Annotated in this window: 18 protein-coding genes; 12 read left to right on the top strand and 6 right to left on the bottom strand. The window is 68.3% G+C overall.

All coding sequences use genetic code 11. From position 1 onward, the window contains the following. The first annotated feature begins 15 nt into the window (after positions 1-15). A complete protein-coding gene (locus AB0B64_RS22205) occupies positions 16-1,668 on the top strand; it encodes an ATP-binding cassette domain-containing protein (RefSeq protein ID WP_358179353.1) in 1,653 nt (550 codons plus the stop codon). A 239-nt stretch (positions 1,669-1,907) separates the two neighbouring features. On the opposite strand, the gene AB0B64_RS22200 is transcribed toward AB0B64_RS22205, so the two are convergent. Together AB0B64_RS22200 and AB0B64_RS22195 are read right to left on the bottom strand one after the other, a co-directional pair. Then, positions 1,908-4,781, bottom strand: coding sequence for a hypothetical protein (locus AB0B64_RS22200; protein ID WP_358179351.1), 2,874 nt, complete (start codon positions 4,779-4,781; stop codon positions 1,908-1,910). A 274-nt stretch (positions 4,782-5,055) separates the two neighbouring features. Then, entirely contained in the window at positions 5,056-6,057 is a 1,002-nt protein-coding gene (locus tag AB0B64_RS22195) for a type II CAAX endopeptidase family protein (RefSeq protein WP_357944323.1), read from the bottom strand. Positions 6,058-6,156: 99 nt separating this feature from the next. Here AB0B64_RS22195 and AB0B64_RS22190 point away from each other — a divergent pair, with 99 nt between their 5' ends. After that, the gene (locus tag AB0B64_RS22190; protein ID WP_358179349.1) at positions 6,157-6,888 is read left to right on the top strand and encodes a hypothetical protein; all 732 of its coding nucleotides are present in this window, start codon (positions 6,157-6,159) and stop codon (positions 6,886-6,888) included. Further along, positions 6,885-7,427: a DUF6529 family protein gene (locus tag AB0B64_RS22185; protein ID WP_357944317.1), complete on the top strand. Its 543-nt coding sequence runs from the start codon at positions 6,885-6,887 to the stop codon at positions 7,425-7,427. The genes AB0B64_RS22190 and AB0B64_RS22185 overlap by 4 nt, the downstream gene beginning before the upstream one ends. Before the next feature lie 14 nt (positions 7,428-7,441). Here the strand turns inward: AB0B64_RS22185 and AB0B64_RS22180 are convergent, their stop codons facing one another. Next, on the bottom strand, positions 7,442-8,380 hold the full coding sequence (locus AB0B64_RS22180) for a CoA ester lyase (protein ID WP_357944315.1): 939 nt from the start codon (positions 8,378-8,380) through the stop codon (positions 7,442-7,444). A 560-nt stretch (positions 8,381-8,940) separates the two neighbouring features. Between AB0B64_RS22180 and AB0B64_RS22175 the strand changes: the two genes are divergently transcribed. Beyond that, positions 8,941-9,312 (top strand): hypothetical protein, encoded by a 372-nt coding sequence (locus tag AB0B64_RS22175; protein WP_358179347.1) that lies wholly within the window; start codon positions 8,941-8,943, stop codon positions 9,310-9,312. 284 nt (positions 9,313-9,596) lie between these two features. Here the strand turns inward: AB0B64_RS22175 and AB0B64_RS22170 are convergent, their stop codons facing one another. Next, a complete protein-coding gene (locus AB0B64_RS22170; RefSeq protein WP_358179345.1) occupies positions 9,597-10,862 on the bottom strand; it encodes an ATP-binding protein in 1,266 nt (421 codons plus the stop codon). A gap of 354 nt (positions 10,863-11,216) precedes the next feature. On the opposite strand from AB0B64_RS22170, the gene AB0B64_RS22165 reads away from it, so the two are divergent. Together AB0B64_RS22165 and AB0B64_RS22160 are read left to right on the top strand one after the other, a co-directional pair. Then, on the top strand, positions 11,217-11,624 hold the full coding sequence (locus tag AB0B64_RS22165; protein ID WP_358179343.1) for a RidA family protein: 408 nt from the start codon (positions 11,217-11,219) through the stop codon (positions 11,622-11,624). Between the two features lie 222 nt (positions 11,625-11,846). Next, the gene (locus AB0B64_RS22160; protein WP_357944304.1) at positions 11,847-12,212 is read left to right on the top strand and encodes a hypothetical protein; all 366 of its coding nucleotides are present in this window, start codon (positions 11,847-11,849) and stop codon (positions 12,210-12,212) included. Between the two features lie 79 nt (positions 12,213-12,291). Here the strand turns inward: AB0B64_RS22160 and AB0B64_RS22155 are convergent, their stop codons facing one another. After that, complete coding sequence (locus AB0B64_RS22155; protein WP_358179341.1) at positions 12,292-13,278, bottom strand: EamA family transporter; 987 nt, start codon at positions 13,276-13,278, stop codon at positions 12,292-12,294. 71 nt (positions 13,279-13,349) lie between these two features. Between AB0B64_RS22155 and AB0B64_RS22150 the strand changes: the two genes are divergently transcribed. Beyond that, the gene (locus AB0B64_RS22150; RefSeq protein WP_357944299.1) at positions 13,350-14,561 is read left to right on the top strand and encodes a CBS domain-containing protein; all 1,212 of its coding nucleotides are present in this window, start codon (positions 13,350-13,352) and stop codon (positions 14,559-14,561) included. Further along, positions 14,551-15,039 carry a DUF1003 domain-containing protein gene (locus AB0B64_RS22145; RefSeq protein WP_357944296.1) on the top strand — a complete coding sequence of 163 codons (489 nt, stop codon included), beginning with the start codon at positions 14,551-14,553 and terminating at the stop codon, positions 15,037-15,039. Before AB0B64_RS22150 ends, AB0B64_RS22145 begins: the two co-directional genes overlap by 11 nt. A gap of 56 nt (positions 15,040-15,095) precedes the next feature. Here the strand turns inward: AB0B64_RS22145 and AB0B64_RS22140 are convergent, their stop codons facing one another. Next, a complete protein-coding gene (locus tag AB0B64_RS22140; RefSeq protein ID WP_358179339.1) occupies positions 15,096-15,608 on the bottom strand; it encodes a MarR family transcriptional regulator in 513 nt (170 codons plus the stop codon). Positions 15,609-15,766: 158 nt separating this feature from the next. On the opposite strand from AB0B64_RS22140, the gene AB0B64_RS22135 reads away from it, so the two are divergent. The 4 genes from AB0B64_RS22135 (at position 15,767) to AB0B64_RS22120 (ending at position 19,764) form a co-directional block, all read left to right on the top strand. Then, positions 15,767-16,903: an Mrp/NBP35 family ATP-binding protein gene (locus tag AB0B64_RS22135; protein ID WP_357944292.1), complete on the top strand. Its 1,137-nt coding sequence runs from the start codon at positions 15,767-15,769 to the stop codon at positions 16,901-16,903. Between the two features lie 104 nt (positions 16,904-17,007). Beyond that, positions 17,008-17,493 (top strand): SigE family RNA polymerase sigma factor, encoded by a 486-nt coding sequence (locus AB0B64_RS22130; protein WP_357944289.1) that lies wholly within the window; start codon positions 17,008-17,010, stop codon positions 17,491-17,493. Continuing rightward, complete coding sequence (locus AB0B64_RS22125; RefSeq protein WP_358179337.1) at positions 17,490-18,668, top strand: hypothetical protein; 1,179 nt, start codon at positions 17,490-17,492, stop codon at positions 18,666-18,668. The genes AB0B64_RS22130 and AB0B64_RS22125 overlap by 4 nt, the downstream gene beginning before the upstream one ends. 163 nt (positions 18,669-18,831) lie before the next feature. Next, complete coding sequence (locus tag AB0B64_RS22120; protein ID WP_357944285.1) at positions 18,832-19,764, top strand: sulfotransferase domain-containing protein; 933 nt, start codon at positions 18,832-18,834, stop codon at positions 19,762-19,764. Positions 19,765-19,802: the final 38 nt, after the last annotated feature.

The raw sequence follows: 19,802 nt of genomic DNA, 5'->3' as shown, positions 1-19,802 counted from the left end.
TGAGGAGGCGCGACCGTGGCGGGACATGTGGAGGTGGACGGGCTGACCTACGTGCTGCCCGACGGGCGGCTGCTCCTGCACGAGGTTTCGTTCCGCGTCGGTGACGGGGCCAAAGCCGGTCTCGTGGGGCCCAATGGCGCGGGCAAAACCACGCTGCTGCGCCTGATCGCCGGCGACCTCCAGCCGGAGACCGGTCGCGTGGTCTCCTCGGGCGGGCTGGGGGTGATGCGGCAGTTCATCGGCAGCATCCGTGACGACCGCACCGTGCACGACCTGCTGTTGTCCGTCGCGCCGGAGCGGATCCGCGCCGGGGCGGCGGCTCTGGCGCGGGCGGAAGAGGCAATGGCCGCGCACGACGACGAGGCGGTCCAACTCGCCTACGCACAGGCCGCCGCGGACTACGCCGACGTTGGCGGCTACGACATGGAGGTCGTCTGGGACGTCTGCGTCACCGAGTCCATGGGCCTGACCTACGACGCGATCCGCGACCGCCCGGTGACCACCCTGTCGGGCGGAGAGCAGAAACGCCTGGTTCTGGAGGCGCTGCTACGGGGCCCCGACGAGGTCCTGCTGCTGGACGAGCCCGACAACTACCTCGACGTGGCCGGCAAGCAGTGGCTGGAGGGTCGGTTGCAGGCCGCGTCCAAGACCGTGCTGCTGGTCTCCCACGACCGCCAGCTCCTGGCCAACGCCGCCGACCGGATCGTCACCGTGGAGGACCGCGGCGTCTGGACGCACGGTGGCGGCTTCGCCACGTACGCCAAGGCCCGCGAGGAGCGCGTCAACCGACTGGAGGAGCGGCGCCGCCGCTGGAACGAAGAGCACGCCAGGCTGCGGCAGATGGTCAACACCCTGCAGCAGACCGCGGCCAACAACGACGCGCTGGCCTCGTCCTACCGGGCCGCCCGCACCCGGCTGGTCCGCTTCGAGGAGGCCGGCCCGCCGCAGCGCCCGCCCAAGCGGCAGAACGTGCGGATACGGTTGCGCGGCGGCCGTACCGGCAAACGCGCCGTCATCTGCGCGAACCTGGAGATCACCGGCCTGACTCGGCCGTTCGGCACCGAGATCTGGTACGGCGAACGCGTGGGCGTGCTCGGCTCCAACGGCACGGGCAAGTCCCACTTCCTGCAGATACTGGAACAGGCCGCGCACGGCGCGGTGCCCGCGATGAGCCACAGCGGTACGGTGCGGCTGGGCGCGCGGGTGGTGCCCGGCCGGTTCGTGCAGACCCACGCCCGTCCGGACCTGCACGGCCGCACCCCGGTCGAGCTGATCATGACCCGCCACCCCCTCATCCTGAACGAGTCGATGGCGGCGCTGGCCCGCTACGAGCTCGCTCCCGCCGCAAACCAGAAATTCGACACCCTCTCCGGCGGCCAGCAGGCCCGGCTGCAGATCCTGCTGCTGGAGCTGTCCGGCGCCACCCTGCTACTGCTGGACGAGCCCACCGACAACCTCGACTTGGCGAGCGCGGAGGCCCTGCAACAGGGACTCAATAATTTTTCCGGCACGGTGCTGGCGGTCACCCACGACCGGTGGTTCGCCGCCGACTTCGACCGGTTCCTCATATTCGGCGCCGACGGCACGATCCAGGAGAGCGACGAGCCCGTCTGGCACGAGGGCCGCAGCGAGCGCGCTCCCGGGAGGCGAGCCGCCGACCTGGGCTGACGCAGAAGATGTTGCAGGGTGAGCCGCACCAGCGTTGGGCCGGCCTGACCTCGCCCTTCATCCGACACGGCCGACAAGCACCACACGCTGTCGGCTTCGGCCGTGCCTGAACATCCAACTCACCCGCCCACCACCTAGCGCGGCACCGCCCCCGAAGGAGGAGTCGCCACGGTCCACCTTCGCCACTGATCCCAGCGTCGTGCGCTCAATCACCTGGCGTCCCCTTCTCGCTCGGCACTTCAGCGGTCAGACGAAAGAGAAGAGGTCCAGAGGATCATGTGATCGGCGTTGTAGGTCGTCGAACGGCCCAATGCCACCACCTCCGATCCCATCACCGTCACCGCCGCCAGCCACTGCATCCCCACCCCCGCCAGCCGCCCCTTCGTCAGGTCCACCCGGTTCCACGTCAAACCATCCTCAGACAGCCAGACCGCGCTGTCCCCCTCTCCCGGTGTGCCGTGCCAGCCGACCGCCACCAGCCCCTGGTCGGCCGCCGCGAGGTCGTACACGGCCGCCGCCTGGTCGGCCGGCAGCCAGGCCGTACGCCAGGTCGTACCGTCGTCTTCCGAGACCGCGGCGAAGGCGCGGCGCGAGCCGGGTGTCTGGGCTGTTCCGATGGCGATGAGCTTGTCCTGGTACGCCACCACCTCCCGCAGTCCGGCGGAGCTGGCCTCCGGTGGCGAGACGCGGTCACGGGACTTCCAGTTGACGCCGTCCTCCGAGAACCAGACCACGGCGCTCTCCCGGTCGCCGCTGCCCGAGCCGCCTATGGCGACATATCCGGATGGTGTGGCGGCCACGTCGTACACGCGCACACCGGAGCCGCCCTGTGGGAGCTTCTTCGACCGGGTGAACTTGCGCAGGTCTGGCGTGAACCAGAGCGCGGCGCCCGGAATGCCCGCCGCGTTCCGGTCCTCGCCGGCGAGCACATAGCCCGACTCGCCGGCGGCCACGACGTGGAGGGCCAGGTACGGATGGTCCTGGGTACGGGCCAGGTCACCGGAGGCCGTCACCTTCTTCCAGGTGCGGCCGTCCTCGGAGGACACCAGGAGCGGGTCGGTGACCGATGTGTCCGCCTGGGTGCTGCCGACGGCCAGCCAGCCGCGGCGGCCGTGGGCGACGTCGTCGAGGGTCTGCTGGTTCGCCCCGCCGAGGCTCATGGAGGTCCAGGACTGCCAGTTCAGGCTGGTCCAGATGCCGGCGTCGCCGGAGGCCGAGCCGACCGCGACGTACCGGCCGTCGAAACCGGCCAGGCGGTTGGTCTGGCGGGCGATCCGTGACAGGCCGTCGACGCCGGCCAGCCGTACGCGCGTCGCGTCGCCGCGCGGGGGCGCGGTCATGAGGACGAGCTGGTTCTCGACGTCCGCCGTGGCCTGGTCGCCGCCCGCGAACAGGGTGCCCGAGTCGGAGATCGTGAAGCCGCGCAGCGTGGCGCCCGGCAGGTTGCGGAGGTCGGTCCGCTTGGCCCAGCCGCGCCCGTCGGCGCTGGTCAGGATGGAGTACTTGCCGAGGTCCGCCTGGCTGACCGCGGCGATCCCCGACGGGTAGCTGATCAGTGAGTCGATGCCGGGGCTCGTACCGCTCAGGCCGCGGATCGAGCCGCACTGCGCCCACTGCGCGCCGGTCGGTGAGCAGTAGACGCGCACGTCGCCGGTGATCGTTCGCTGCCTGGTGGGGACGAGGACGAACTGCTTGGGCAGTACGGCCAGCGACGACCCGGTCCGCGCCTCGGGCAACTGGAACCCGGTGGCCTGGTACGTGGCGCCGCCGTCGCTCGACCGGACGACCCTTGAGCCGTCGCCCGGGGCGGACTCGGCGATGGCCACGACGGTGTTCCCCTTGGCCACGACCGCCTTGAGCTCGCGTACGTCCAGCCCGCCCATGTTCACGCGCTCCCATGCGCGCCCGTCCGGCGACTGCCAGGCCGCGGGTCCCGTCGCGCCGCCGGTGAGCGTCGTACGGCCGACCGCCACGAACCCCGACGACGTCCGGGCGATACCGGAGATCAGGTCACCGTTCCTGAACGCGGACAGACCGCTCTGCTCCACGGCCGCCCAGGTGAACCCGTCGGTGCTGGTCCACAGGCCGCGCTCGGCGCCCACCCCGTCGCCGCCGCTGGCCAGCCAGCGCCCGTCTCCGCCCACGACCCGCTGGACCGTCGCTGTGGTCGCCCCGTTGACCTGGCCGAGCTGCCACGTCTTCCCGCTGTCCGGCGAGAACAGGAACAGCGGCCGCGGCGTCGGGCTCGTCGTGTCACTGCCGACGGCCACCACGGCACGGCCCACGGAGGTCATGTCGTTGAGCTTCTGATCGGAGCCGTCACCGGCCGACGGCACCGTGAACAGCTCGTCGCCCGAACGTTCCGTGCCCTCGGACAGCGCCAGTCCGGGCTTGTCGGAGGAGCGCCACTGCCACACGAGCACACCGCCCGCCACGAGCAGCACCAGCGCCAGGAGTATGGCCGTCGGCGCGGCCAGGCTGCGCCTCCGTACCGGACTCGACCGGCGGACCGCCGACGGGGCGGGGCCGCGGTGGTGCCTGCCGCTGGAGCCGCCGGGACGCGGCGGGCCCGACGCGACAAGGCGGTCCGGTCTGGTGGGGCGGCCGGCGGGCGGGCGTCCGACGCGCCGCACCTCGGGCTCGTGAAGGTCCTCGGGGGCGTCTTCCGGATCCTCCGGCGTGCCGTACTGGGGCTCATCCTCGTGCTGCGGCTGGTCCTCTGTCTCGAACCAGGATCGGGGTGCGGCCTCGGGGGGCTCATCCTCGGTCCGGGGCTCGGGCTCAGTCCGGGGTGGGCCGCCGGCCACGAGCTTGTCGGGGTGGTTCACGACCCGGCGGCGGCGCGGCTCCGTCTCGGGTTCCGCGGTCGGGGAGCTGTACGGCCGGCGCCCCTTCGGCGGGTCCGGAGGCTCGTCCCCAGGGACGGGGGAGGAGAACGGCGGCATACCCCACGGTGAGGCCGCAGGCAGGCCACGAGCCCGATCATCGGTGGGGCCCGGCGGAGAGTGCCGGATCCGGGGCTCGTTGGCGGCATGGGGGTCGGCGGCTTCCTCGGGCCGCGGGTCGTCATCACCCGGCGGTCGCCGTGGCGGGTCGCTGGGGCCGGAGGCCACGCGTCGCACCTCCTAGTACGTACTGATCGAACTGAGCGAACGACCCGGTAGAGAGAGGTATGCCAGATCGTTCCAGGGCAGCCTGTCCACGTTTATGCGCTTATTTCGTTTTTTATGTCACTGCGGCGTGAAATATCGCACATGAGTGCTAGTTACCCTGTCTCGCCGAGATGATCACCTCCGGAATCCTCGCCCACCCACTGGATCCAGAGCAACACGACTGAGCCCGAATGGCGAGACCTCTCTAGCGAGATTCCTGGCACCAGCTAGCTATTTATCCCGAAAGATCGCTAACTGACCGTTTTTTGGCCAGGTACAGTACCCCCACCGCGTACGCCCCCAACTGCACCACGGTCCCCACCAACGCCTGCCAGGGCACGTCCCCCTGCTGCAGCGCCTTGTCCAGATGCCCGGCGGCCGCGCTGATCCCGAATGCCAGCATGTTGTTCGCCACGTGCAGGGCGATCGGGGCCTCCAGCCCTCCGGTCCGTACCGCCAGCCACGCCATGAGGGCGCCGAAGCCGAAGACGTCGATGAGCCCGATCCACGAATACCCGTGCAGGGACGCGAACAGCGCCGAACCCAGCACGATCCCCCATACCGGGCTCCGCAGATGGGCTCCGAACGCCTGCATGACCCAGCCGCGGAAGATGTACTCCTCGGTGGCGGCCTGGAACGGCACCAGCAGCACGATCACGATCAGCGCGGGAAGGAACGCGCTCCACCCGGCCCAGCCGAACATGTCCGTGACCGGCTCCCTGGTCACCGTCATCATGGCGAGCTGGGCGACCTGCCCCAGCGCCAGGGCTATGACCGCCACTCCCAGGCAGCGCAGCAGCCACCCCCACCGCAACCGCCCGGCGACCGAGGAGAGCGACCCGGGCCGCCGCCGCTGGATCAGCGCGACCGTACCGAACACCGCCGGGAGCACGGCCGCGATCGAGAGCAGCAGCACCACCAGCGAGAACACCGGATCGCCGAACAGCTCTTCAGGCGTCAGCGACGCGGGGATGCCGAGGATCATCGCCAGCACCGCGCCGACGCCTATGACCACCGCACCGATGACGAAGAACGCGACGCCCACCAGGATCGTCCCGACGATCTCCCGCCAGGCACCGCGGTCACCGACTCGGGCCAGGTAGTCGTATCGCGCGCCCCTGGGCGTCGGCCGGAACCACGGCTCCCGCGCGGGCATGGGCGGCGGCTGGTGAGGGTAGGCCGGCCGGCCCGGCGGCTGCGTCCCGTACGGAAGCTGGGGTCCAGGATTTTCCTGCATCTCTACATTCTGTCTGGGAGATGAGCATTAGTTCACAGACGATCCGTTAGTTTGAGCGGATGCTCGGTGGAGTAAGCATTTCGACCCTGGGAGCAGTTCATGTCAAGGCTGGGACCTGTCATCACCCTGACAGCGGGCGCCGCGCTCGCCGTCGGGCTGGGTGTCGCCAGCATCACCGCGACACCGGCGGCGAACACAACGGTTGCCGCCACCTCCAACGAACCCCCCGCGACCGAGACCGCCGCCGCGGCTGAACCTTCGGCGGAACCCGCCGCCACCGTCGCCACCGTTACCCCCGAACCCACCGAAACCGCCGAAGCCGCCCCGAAGACCATCGACAAGGCGGACTACGGAGGCTACGTACGCGGCAACGGCGGCTTGATCGCCATCTCCACGCGCGACGGCAAGACCATCGGCTACTTCTGTGACGGCAAGTCCGAGGCCTGGTTCAAGGGCAACGAGAAGGACGGCAAGATCACCCTGCGGGGCTTCGGCGCCGCGGCCGTCGGCGGCACGCTCGGCGGCGGCAAGGCCACCGGCTGGCTGAAGATCGGCGGCAAGAAGTGGACCTTCGCCGCGAACACCGTCGTCAAACCCTCCGGCCTCTACCGGGCGACCGCCCAGGTAAGGGGCGCCAAGCTACGAGCCGGCTGGATCGTACTGAAGCGCCCGCAAGGCGGCTTCACGCAGGTCGGCGCCGCGTTCGTGGACGAGAAGCAGCTGCAGATCCCGCAGCTGAACGCCTACCAGCCGACCGCGCCGGTGCCGCTCGACGACAACACCACCCTCTACCCGAAGGACGTCGACGGCTTCATTCAGGAGATGCAATGAGCGTCACCTCGCACCGGCCGACCAGCTTCCACCCCCTGTCCGTCCCGCTGCTGATCGGCGGAATGGTGGCGATCGCCCTCGGCGTCTTCGGGCGCATCCACGCCCCCACCGGCTTCGCGGTCGGCCCCGCCGGCTTCTCCGCCGCGCTGCCGATGAAGGCGTGGCTGACGACGGGCGCGTTCGTGCTCGCCGCCGTCCAGGTCATCTCCGCCCTGTCGATGTGGGGCAAGCTCGGGGTCTCCATTCCGCCGGGCGTACATCGCTGGTCGGGCCGGCTGGCCTTCCTGCTGACCATCCCCGTCGCCTTCCACTGCCTGTACGCCCTGGGGCTGCAGTACGACGTGCCCAGGGTGCTCGCGCACTCGCTGCTCGGCTGCTTCTTCTACGGGCTGTTCACGGCCAAGATGCTGGCTCTGCCGAAGCGGGGCACGCCGGGCTGGACGCTGCCCGTGATCGGCGGGCTCGCGTTCACGGCACTGGTCGGGCTCTGGCTCACGTCGTCGTTCTGGTTCTTCACCACGATCGGCTTCAAGGTGTGACAGCTGTTACGGCCCTAGCTCTCCGGGCTGAACGTCTTCGTACGGCTCAGCCCGGCAGCCCGCCCCTTGGCCACCACGACGAGCGCCATCTTGCGCGAGGCCTCGTCGATCATCTCGTCCCCCAGCATGACCGCGCCGCGCTTCTCCACGGTCGTGTAGTAGTCGTACGCCTCCAGGATGAGCTCGGCGTGGTCGTAGTCCTCCTGCGTCGGCGAGAACACCTCATTGGCCGCCTCCACCTGCGACGGATGGAGCACCCACTTCCCGTCGAACCCGAGCGCCGCGGCCCGCCTGGCCACCCGCTTGAACCCCTCGACGTCCCTGATCTGCAGGTACGGCCCATCGACCACCTGCAGATCGTGCATCCGCGCGGCCATCAGCAGGCGCATCAGGATGTAGTGGTACGCATCGCCCTCGGTATAACCCGGCGGCTGCTCCCCCACGACCATCGTGCGCATGTTCACCGACGCCATGAAGTCGGCCGGCCCGAACACCAGCGCCTCCAGCCGCCTGGACGCCCCCGCGATGGCGTCCACGTTGACCAGCCCGCGCGCGTTCTCGATCTGCGCCTCGATCCCGATCCGCCCGACCCCCAGCCCCATCGTCTTCTCGATCTGGGTGAGCAGCGTGTCGAGCCAGACGACCTCGGTCGAGTCCTGCACCTTGGGCAGGATCAGGCAGTCGAGATTGTCCCCCGCACCCTCCACCACCTCGATCACGTCACGGTAGGTCCACTGCGTCGACAGATCATTAACGCGTACGACCCGCGTCTTCCCCGTCCAGTCCCCCTCCCGCAACGCGGTCACGACGTTCTTGCGAGCCTCATCCTTGACCAGGGGCGCGACAGAATCCTCCAGATCGAGGAACACCTCGTCGACCGGCAGAGTCTGGGCCTTCTCCAGAAACCTCGGGTTACTACCGGGGACGGCGAGAACAGATCGACGTGAGCGCATGCGCACACGCTAGCCCCCTCGCCACCGCCCCTTCGCACCCCCACCCACCACGCCCCACCCGTTACCCACTTACCGGCTTGACCGTCTGATGCCCACCTCTCCACAAAGGCCTTCGCGGGTGGGCGCTTCGCGCTTCGGGGGCAGGCGTTGCTTCCAGTCGGGCCGAGGCCCGACCCCTGCAGGCCCTCGCTCCGCTCGGACGCCCTATCGGCGCGGGCTCCGCCCGCGCACCCTCCGGCCCCTCGGCCATCTGCTTCGAAAGCCCGCTGTGACCAGGAGGCATAGCAAAGTCAGGCACCAGGCGACGCATCGACGTGCCATACACGGATTCACTGCTTGCTGGTTGACCACTCCAGCCCACCCGCTTACCCACTTACCGAACGATCGCTGTCGCAGCAGACTGTTCTGTGACACCGAACCTTGAGCTTGTGCCATGGATGAGTGAGCGGTGCAGCGTGACCTCCAGTTGCGGGATGGGGGGAGTTGCAGCCGCACCCGGAACGTGACGCCATCGCCGGGATGGGATGAACCGCCGACATGACCGCCTGGACAATGGTCGCATGGCGATGTTTAAGGGCGCTCGAATCGAGGCCCACGACGAGGTGTGGGGCGAGGATCACGGCGACACTGTGGAGTTCGGTCTCACGGTCGCGGCGTGGGGACGTACCGCCGCTGGACATTGGCTCACCCGCAATGACGCGCGATCCGCGTTGCACGAGGAGGACATTGACGTCTTGATGGAGAACGACGGCTCCGCGTTCATCAGCGAGGAGGGGAAGGAGCAGGTGGTCGATCGGCTTGCGCAGGCGTTTCCGGGTTCCGAGGTCCATTACTACTCCGATGACGAGGATGACGGAGGAGAACTCGATGTGGCGGGGAAGGCTCCGATCTTTGAGGTCGAGTTCCGGTGGGAGGGGATAGGGACCGACTGATAGCCCCCAGAGCCGCCCGCACGCGGGGCGGAATGTCACCGCCATTGACGGGCTCCCCTGTCCTGTCGCGCACCGACCCTATTCAGGTCCGGCCCGGCCATACCGAGTCCACGTCCACGATCAGACGTCACGCTGCACCGCTCAACCTTCGATGGCACAAGCTCAGGGTTCGGTGTCACAGGACACAGACCGGCAAACGCTGTCACATGTCATCGACAAAACCAGCCGCCGAAGCCGGTCGGGGATTCCATGTCTCTGCGTCGATGCGCCGGCAGTCTGAGCATTCACGATTGGCTTGTGGTGCCGAGCATCCACAGCGATGACATGGGCAAAGCTCTCAGCTTCTCACCGAACGACAGGCTCTGTTCGCCGGTATACAGGACGAATCCCGCCCGAAACCGTGATCCAAGCCGGTCGGCCAAGTGGCGGAGTCCTCGGAAGTCATCACCGCGCACGGTTTCCGCGGCTTTGACCTCCAGGCCGATCACTTCGCCGGAAGCGTGCTCCAGGACCATGTCCACCTCGATTTGGTCGCGGTCCCGGTAGTGGAACAGCTGGACGGATTCGTTGGCCCAGGTGAGCTGACGGGCGACCTCCCCGATCGCGAAATTCTCAAGCAGTGGGCCGACTGGCGCCGTGACATCCCTGGCGCGCTCAGGCGACATGCCGATGAGCCGACCGCCCAGCCCGCTGTCTGTGACGATCAGTTTGGGGGTGGAGATGGCGCGGGTGGTGAGATTCGACGACCAGGCCGGTATGCGCTTGATGACGAAGATCAATTCCAGGAGATCCAGATAGCGCGAGAGCGTCACCCTGGGAAGCCCTACGTCGCCGGCGATCGACTGGACCACGGCCAATCCGCCCATCCGAGCCCCGATGACGCTGAGCAGCCTGCGCATCTCCGCTGGACGTTCGATGTCGGAGATCTGGCGCACATCACGGGTGACCAGGTCGGTGATGTAGGAATCGAAGAACCTGTTGCGCCTGCGTCCAGGATCCCTCCGGACCGCCTCCGGGTAGCCACCGCGCAGTGCGCGATCCACGTAGTCAGCCTTATGGAGTGGGGAGGGGTCCATGGCGACATCGGCGCCATGAGTGAAGACATGGTCCACGAATCCGTCCGGAGCGCTGTCGATCTCTCCTTGGGACAGTGGCCACAACTCGATGGTCTCCGTCCTCCCGGGCAGAGCGTCCGGGAGATCACGTAGGCCCAGCAGGCGTGCTGAACCGGTGAGAAGAAAACGGCCCGCACGTGGATGCCGATCAACCTCGTGCTTGATCGGCAGGAGTAGCTGCGGGGTGCGCTGGATCTCATCGATCATCAGAAGGCCGTCGTGCTGGACGAAGGCGACGGGATCCTCCTCGGCTGCGGCCAGGATCGCTGGATCGTCCAGGTAGAGCTGGCGGGCATTGTCCGCCTGCGCGGCGATCAAGCTCGCCAGCGTGCTCTTGCCCACTTGCCGAGCGCCGTTCACAACGACGACTCGCGTGTCCGCCAGCGCTTCGAGTGCCATTGCCTCGGCGCGTCGCGGGAACAGAGACGGATCCATCACGCTCCGCACGTTACCGCAGTTGAATGCAGTTGTGTGGGCGGTCTGCCGGAAGATCGGTGGGCGTTCTGCCGCTGAGTGCGTGGGCGTTCTGCCGGATGATCCATGGACGTTCTGCCGCTGAGTGCGTGGGCGTTCTGCCGCAGGGTGCGTGGGCGTTCTGCCGGAGGTCCGTGCGCTCCCTGAGGGCCGGAGGGCCGGAGGGTCCGTGCGCTCGCTCCCTGCGGAAGGTGGCGGCTCGCGCCACCGACATCCCCCCGGTCAGTCGGGAGACGGAAGCCCCCTTCGAGACCTTCGCGAGGCGCTGAAACAAACCAGATGATCCGCCGACCCCGGAACCGCCACAATCTCCGCATGACGATCACCCGCCTGAACCCCGACGAACTGCACAAGACTCCCGGCTACAGCCACATCACCGTGGTCGAGGCCGGGCGGACAGCGTTCCTGGCCGGACAGTGTCCGCTGGATGTGACCGGCGCCCTGGTCGGCGAAGGAGATCTGGACGCCCAGGTGGACCAGGTCGTCGCCAACGCCCTGACCGCGCTCGCGACCGTGAACGCCCGCCCCGAGCAGGTGGTCCGTTCGGTCATCTACGTCGTGGTGAGCCAGGACACCACCGTGCTCGGGGGAGTATGGCGGCGCCTGCTCGACTCGCCCCTCGCCGCCGCCTTCACCACCGCGAGCACGCTGCTGGGGGTTGCCCAGCTCGGCTTCACCGGTCAACTTGTCGAACTCGACCTGACCGCCGCCCTCGGCGCGTAAGGCCGTGGCCGCGGACCTGCGCAATGAGGGGCGCGACCGCTCTCGACAGCCGAAGTACGGGCCGCGCATCAGCGTGGAGGTGCGACCTGCGGGCGATGCTGAAGAGGCGCGGCATCTCTGGCGATCACCTGGACAAAGACGTTAAGGCGCTGGTGCGGCTGCGGATGCGTCATGCCTTGATCGGCGCCGCCGAAGCGCCTACCGCCCCGGTACAGTCGAGGCGTGAGCGACATATCCGCGGCCATCGAAGAGGGCGCGAAGAAGTCCGGCGTCCTCTGGCTCACCCTCGATCGCCCGCGCCTGGCCTGGCATGCCTGGCACGACGGTGCCATCTACCTCGTCACGGGCGGCGGCGAGCAGCAGTTGCCGGGCATCGAGGGGCTTGACACCATCCAGGTCATCCTGCGCAGCAAGGACAACGGCGCCAGGCTGGCCGACTTCGAGGCCGAGGTGCGGGTGGTGGATCAGGCCGCGGAGCCCGAGGCCGTCGCGGCGCTGGCCAAGGAGCGGCTCAACGCCCCCGACAGCGAGCACCTGACCGACCGCTGGGCGCGCGAGTCGACCGTACTGAAGCTCACACGCCGCTAACGCTCGCACGCCGCTCTGCTCTCGCACGGCGCCAGAGCTCGCACTGCCGTAAAGCTCACGCCGCACTAAAAGCCGAAACTCACACCACGCCGACCGGCTGCTCAAGGTCGTCCGGGCTGGGCTTCGTGCTCGGTTCCGGTCGTTGTTCGGTTGCGGTCTGGGCGAGCAGGGCGCCGGTGAGGACGATCAGGCCGCCCACGATCTGGAACACGCCCAGCGTCTCCCCCACCAGCGCCCACGCCACCACCGCGCCGCCGATGACCTCCAGTGAGGCCACCGTGGCGCCCACCGCCGCCGTCAGTCTGCGGACCGCGTTCACGCCCAGGATGTACGCGACGACCGTGGCGATCAGGACCATCCACAGGTACGCCCCGAGCACCGGCAAGGTGTGCGCGCCCGCCGAGGGGGTGACGGTACGGGTGAAGGCGTCCCACGGGATGTTCCACGGGCGGGCGAAGGGCACCAGGATCACGGCCGACCCGATCAGGCCCCAGCCGATCAGGCCGAGGGGGTCCACGTCGTCGCCGAAGCTGTCGCTCATCAGGAAGTAGCCCGCGCAGCAGGCTCCGGCGAGCAGGCCGAGGAGCAGGCCCAGGGCGTCGAGTCGCAGGCCCTGCCAGGCCTCCACGACGATCGCGAGGCCGGCCACGGCGGTTATGGCGCCGACGAAGGCCGCGCGGGCCAGCCGTACCCGGCGGACGAAACGTACCCAGAGCACCACCATCACCGGCGCCATGAACTCCAGCAGCAACGCGATCCCCACCGGCAGCCGCGTGATGGCCACGAAGTACAGTGACTGAACCGCGGCCACCGCCACGATCGCGTACATGGCGAAGAACGGCAGCCGTGACCGCGGGATCCGCAGGGCGCGCGGCTTGACCAGGGCCAATACGACCACCATGAGCACGCCGGCGCCCGCCATGCGCGTCCAGACCGCCTCGATCGGGGCCAGTCCGGCGGCGATCAGGTACTTGGCCATCGGGCCCGAGAACGCGAAACAGCACGAGGACACGAAAGCCAGCGCGAGCCCTGGGTACTTCACGATCAACCCCAACTTCGTAATCACCGTAATCGACTTTTGATACTGACATGTCAGGCGTCCGGAGCGCAATGGAGGGGCACTGTTAGCCTGCTGACGTGAAGATCTTCGTGGCCCGCCTGGCGGGGACCCCGGTCTTCGACCCCGCGGGCGATCAGATCGGCCGCATCAGAGATGTCGTGGTCGGGCCGCACGACGGCAATCCGCCGAGCGTGCATGGCATGGTGGTCGAGATCCAGCCGCGGCGCCGGGTCTTCCTGCCCATCACCAGGGTGCGCGGCATCGAAGCGGGCGCGGTGGTCTTCACGGGCCGGCTGAACATGCGCAGGTTCGAGCAGCGTGACACCGAGACGCTGGTCATCGCCCAGATGCTCGACCTCACCGTGCAACTCGACGGCGAGCCGGTCACCGTCTACGACGTGGCGATGGAGGAGACCAAGCCGTCGTTCTGGCAGATCACCAAGGTGGCCGTCTACCGGGGCCGGCGGCGGCGCGAGACGAGGATCGTCGACTGGAGCGAGGTGTCGGGGTTCGGTGTCCTGCAGAAGGACCAGGGAGCCGCCGGGCTGATCGCCGCCTTCGAGTCGATGCGGGCCGCCGACCTGGCCAGCGCCCTGCACGACCTGCCGGACAAGCGCCGGATCGAGATCGCCCGCGCCCTGGACGACGACCGCCTCGCCGACACCCTGCAGGAACTGCCGCCCAACGACCAGATCGCCATCGTGCGGTCACTGGAGGTGGAGCGGGCGGCCGACGTACTGGAGGCGATGGACCCCGACGACGCCGCCGACCTGCTGCACGACCTGCCCAGCGAGCAGGCCACCCAGCTGCTCGCGCTGATGGAGCCCCAGGAGGCGGCGCCCGTACGGCGGCTGCTCACCTACGCCGACGACACCGCGGGCGGCATGATGACCAGCGAGCCGGTGATCCTGCCGCCCACCGCCTCGGTCGCCGAGGCGCTGGCCCACATGCGGCAGAAGGATCTGGCGCCGGCCGTCGCGGCGCAGGTCTATGTGACCAGGCCGCCCACCGAGACACCGACGGGCGCCTACCTGGGAATGGCCCACTTCCAGCGGCTGCTGCGCGAACCGCCCTCCACGCTGCTCGGCTCGGCCATCGACCCTTCGGTCGACCCGATCAGGCCGGAGCTGACCGTGTACGAGGTCGCCTCCTACCTGGCGAACTACAACCTGCTGGCGGCGCCGGTCGTGAACGAGCTGGGCAGGCTCGTCGGCGCGGTGACGGTCGACGACGTACTCGACCACATGCTTCCCAAGGACTGGCGCGAGAGGGCACACCGTGACGACTGAACGCCTCGACCAGCCACGCGCGCTGCGCCGCTCGCTGCGCCCGCACTACGACCCCGAGGCGTTCGGCCGCCTGTCGGAGCAGATCGCCCGCTTCCTCGGTACGGCCAGGTTCCTCGTCTACATGACGGCGTTCGTCGCGGTCTGGGTGACCTGGAACGTTCTGGCGCCCGCCGGCCTGCGGTTCGACCCCTATCCGTTCATCTTCCTCACGCTCATCCTGTCCCTGCAGGCGTCGTACGCCGCGCCGCTGATCCTGCTGGCCCAGAACCGGCAGGACGACAGGGACCGCGTCCAGTACGAGCAGGACCGGGCGGCGGCCGACCGCAACCAGGCCGACGTCGAATATCTGACCCGCGAGATCGCCGGGCTCCGGCTGGCGATCAGCGAGGTGGCCACCCGGGACTATCTCCGCTCGGAGCTCCAGCGATTGGCGGAGGAGCTCAACTCGAGATCCGGCAATGAGCGCGGCGGCGCTTAAGGAGCGGCAGCGCTCAGGGAGCGGCGGTGAGTCCGCGAAGAACGGGTGGCGGCCGCTCAGGGAGCGGAGGTGATGGGCAGTTTGGCGAGCATCTCGCGGACCAGGCGGATCTCGCCGGCCCCCAGCAGGTCGAGGAACTCGGATCTGATTCCGCGCAGGTAAGTGGGGGTGGCCTCGGTCAGCCGGGCCGCGCCACGGTCCGTCAGCACCGCGAACAGCCCCCGCGCGTCGCTCGCGCACGCCTCGCGCGCCACCAGGCCGTCACGCTGGAGCCGGTCGATGAGCCTGGTCAGGCCGCTGCGGGAGAGCAGCACCCGGCCGGCCAGGTCGTTCATCCGCAGTCGCCGGTCCGGCGCCTCGGCCAGCTGCGTCAGCACGTCGTAGGAGGCCAGCGGCAGGCCGTGGGCCACGAGCAGCTCGGCCTCCAGATGGCGGGTGATGTGCACCTGAGCTCGCTGCAGCATCCGCCAGACCGCCAGCTCCTCGGCGGTGAGGCCGGTGAGGCCAGTGAGGCCGGTGGGGCCGGTGGTGCGGCCGGTGGCGAGGCCCTCGTCACGCAGAAGAGTCACGGAGTAACCTTAGAACGTTGCACGGACACCTAAACAGCACGGATTATCCGCACGGGGTCCCTGGTTCATACGATGGAGGGGCATCCTCACCGGCGTGCAGCGCCAGGTCACACATATACGACTAAGGAGGGACGGCACTCCCTCGTGCCGAGACTTAGATGGCACCAACACAGGAACAGGTGACGGCCGCTCTAGCCACCGTCATCGACCCCGAGATCCGTCGCCCGATCACCGATCTCGGTATGGTCAAGAGCATCGACATCGGTGCCGACGGTGTCGTTCGCGTGGGTGTCTACCTCACCGTGGCCGGATGTCCGATGAAGGACACGATCCGTCGCGACGTCGCCACTTCGGTGACCAAACTCGAGGGTGTCACGGGCGTCGAGATCGAGCTCGACGTGATGAGCACCGAGCAGCGCAAGAAGCTCCAGACCACCTTGCGCGGCGATCGAGGCCCCGAGAAGGAGATCCCCTTCAACCAGCCGGGCTCGCTGACCCGTGTCTTCGCGGTGGCCAGCGGCAAGGGCGGGGTCGGCAAGTCGTCCGTCACCGTCAACCTGGCCGCTTCCATGGCCGCCAACGGGCTCAAGGTCGGCATCGTCGACGCCGACATCTACGGCCACAGCGTCCCGCGCATGCTCGGCGCCTCGGAGCGCCCCACCAAGGTCGAAGACATGATCATGCCGCCGGTGGCGCATGACATCAAGGTCATCTCAGTGGGCATGTTCAAGCCGGAGGGCAACAGCGCGGTGGTCTGGCGCGGGCCGATGCTCGACCGCGCGCTCCACCAGTTCCTCGCCGACGTCTACTGGGGCGACCTCGACGTCCTGCTGCTCGACCTGCCGCCGGGCACCGGTGACATCGCCATCTCGGTGGCACAGCGGCTGCCGTCGGCCGAACTCCTCGTGGTCACCACCCCGCAGATGGCCGCCGCCGAGGTGGCCGAGCGGGCGGGCTCGATCGCCGCGCAGACGCACCAGCAGATCGCCGGCGTCATCGAGAACATGGCCTGGCTGCCGTGTCCGCACTGCGACGAGCGCATCTCGGTCTTCGGCGAGGGTGGCGGCCAGACGGTGGCCGACGCTCTGACCCGGACGCTGGGGACTCGGGTGCCTCTTCTGGGCCAGGTGCCCATCGACCTGCGCCTCCGCGAGGGCGGGGACGAGGGCAAGCCGCTGGTCCTGACGGACCCCGATTCTCCGGCCGCGGCCGAGCTCCGCACGATCGCCGCCGGGCTGAGCAAGCGTTCCAGCAGCCTGAAGGGCCTCCAGCTGGGCCTGTCCCCCAACCGCTGACGTCCAACGTCCATAGGGGCCCGCTCCTCAGAGCGGGCCCCTTCGGCAACTGCTGATTTCGTAGAAGCCCCAACCGTTCATCCCCTCTCGGGCGTCTTGTCTATATGACGGATTCCGAGGCGTTCGAGGCCTTCGTCGCCGCCTGGCACCCGCGGCTGCTGCGTGCCGCCATCCTCATCAGCGGTGACAGGCATCTGGCCGAGGACGTACTCCAGGATGCCCTGATCAAGCTGGCGCGCCGCTGGTCGAAAGTACATACCGACCCGGTCAATTACGTGCGTACCACCCTGTACAGGGACGTGGCGTCCACGTGGCGGCGGCGACGGGAATTCGCCTACGGAGAGCCGCCCGAGCAGGCGGATCACGACACCTCGGAAGCGTCGGACCTGAAGGTGGTGTTCGCCCGCGCGCTGGCCAGGCTGCCGGTGAAACAGCGGGCGGTGCTGGTGCTGCGCTTCTACGAGGACCTGCCGGTCGGGGAGGTCGCGGCGATCCTCCGGGTCTCGTCCGGGACGGTCAAGAGCCAGACGCACGCGGCCCTGAAGCGGTTACGCGAGGTCGCTCCCGAGCTGGAAGAGGTGTTGATATGACCGACCAGGGGCTGCGGGAGCTGTTCAATGATCTGGCCGAGACTCTGCCTGAGGGGTCGTCCCGCGCGGGCGAGCTGTGGCGGCAGGGCACGCGGAGCCGTACTCGCCGCCGGTGGACGGTGCTCGCGGCGGCCGCGACGGTCACTGTGCTCGTCGTGGTGGGGATCGTCGTGTCTCCGGAGCCGGTCGAGCGCGGCGTCACCGTGTATCCCAGCGTCACGCCCACACCCACGCCCACGATCCCGCCGACTCCCCCCATGGACACGGCTCCGCCGCCCAGCGATGAGGCGGGGCTGCCCACGCTGGCGACCGCGCTGCCGGAGAGGTGGGCCGACATCCCCGTCGTGACCACCGTTTCCGGGCCCGTCCTGGCGCTGGCCGAGTTCGGCGACGGGCGGATCTACATCATGAAATCCGGCGGGCGGATCCCGCTCGATGTGAAGCTGGGCGATTCCGTGGACTCGGCCGGCAACGGCGGGACGCCGCTGAAGCCCAACTCGCTCGCCCCCGACGGGACGATGGCCGCCTTCCCGCAGAAGGACGAGGTGGTCGTCGTCGACCTCGTGATCGGCCAGGCCAGGCGCTACCCGGTGCCGGGGTTCAACGAGATGGTGCTCTGGCGCGGCGAGCAACTCCTCGTCGAGCAGGAGAAGGCGAACTACCTGCTCGACCTGGCCACGGGGAAGGCGCGGCGGCAGCCGTACAAGGGATTCACGGGTGTCGCGGGCTACCGCGACCTCAGGATCGTCTCGCCCGCCAAAGGCGGCTGGACGGTCATCCAGGAGGGCGGGTCGGAGGTGGCGCTGAACGTCCGGGACATCACCGACAAGGGCAGCATGCCCGTGGGCGTCCTGGGCAACCACGGATGGCAGCGCGGCGGCCTCGTCGCCAGGTCCGCGTTCGCCGACCACGACCGGGCGGAGGAAGCCGATGTGGCCGTCGTGGCCGACATCGCCACGGGACGGGTGGTCAGGACGCTGCTCCTGCCCTGGGGTGATTCTGCCGGCAGGAGGTGCGGGAAGGGCGGGTGCCCCGTGCGCGGCTGGATCGGCCAGGACACGGTGATCGTCGAGAGCGGGGACAGGCTGCTCGGCTGGAACATCGGCACCGGCGCCCTGTCACGCGTCGCCGACCTGCCTAAGAGTGTGACCGCCTATTCCCTGCGCAGCGGGTGAGCCGTCAGATAAATAGCACAGGTCTTACCAGGGGATTTGTTGTTGCTGGAATTCCCCTGCAGCCAGATCGGAAATGTCATCAATTTGCGCATTATTATCACTGAATGCACACAGGCAATCACATACCTTCCTTAACTCGCATAATGTGATTAAACTCACGTTGATGACGACGCATCCAGTCCGTTACCTCACACCGATGGAAGACAGCTCCCGGTGGGACGCGTTCGAATTCCGGCCCGGCGATATTGTCATTAATTCGCCGGCCAAATGCGGCACCACCTGGACCCAGACGATCTGCGCGCTCCTGATTTTCCAGACGCCGCAGCTACCCGCTCCACTGTCGAGCCTCTCACCGTGGATCGACATGCTCGTACGTCCGAAACAGGAGGTTTGGGACAACCTCGCCGCGCAGCAACACCGCCGTTTCATCAAAACCCACATTCCGCTCGACGGCATCCCGGTCGACCCGCAGGTCACCTACATCACGGTGGGGCGAGACCCGCGCGATGTGGCCATCTCCCTGCGTAGCCACGGCAAGAATCTCAAGCGTGACGTGATTCGTCGCTTGATCCATCAGGCCGCCCACCCCGGAAACGCGGCGACTGACGTTCAGGTCGACGATCATGACGAGAGGGACTTCCTCGACGAACGGGAGTACTTATTACGCTGGGTGGACAACGACGACTCGCCGTACGACAATCTCGACTCGCTGCGTGCGCTGATCTGGACGCAGAGCCGCGCATGGGTTCGCCGCGCGGAGCCGAATGTCATTCTGCTGCACTACGCCGACCTCTCCAATGATCTCGCCGGCCAGATGCGACGGCTCGCCGAACGGCTCGGCATCGAGATCGACGAGAGCAAGTGGCCGGAACTGGTCGAGGCCGCCACGTTCCAGCAGATGCGCAATCGCGCCGATGAACTCGCACCCGACGAGCAGTTGGGCTACATCCGCGATCACAAACGCTTTTTCCGCAGTGGTAAGTCGGGCCAATGGCAGCAGTTCCTCACCGATGAGGATCGAGCACACTACGACCGTCGGATAGCCGAGCTCGCGGAGCCAGACCTGCGCGAATGGCTCCATCACGGGGCCAGGTGACGGTATGACTGCCGGGTTTCGATGAAACATCAGGAAAT

Origin of the sequence: Nonomuraea sp. NPDC049129 (genome assembly GCF_040648495.1) — a bacterium.
Classification (GTDB): Bacteria; Actinomycetota; Actinomycetes; order Streptosporangiales; family Streptosporangiaceae; genus Nonomuraea.
Note: the sequence above shows the minus strand (reverse complement) of the source record. Positions and strands in the feature narration are given on the sequence as shown.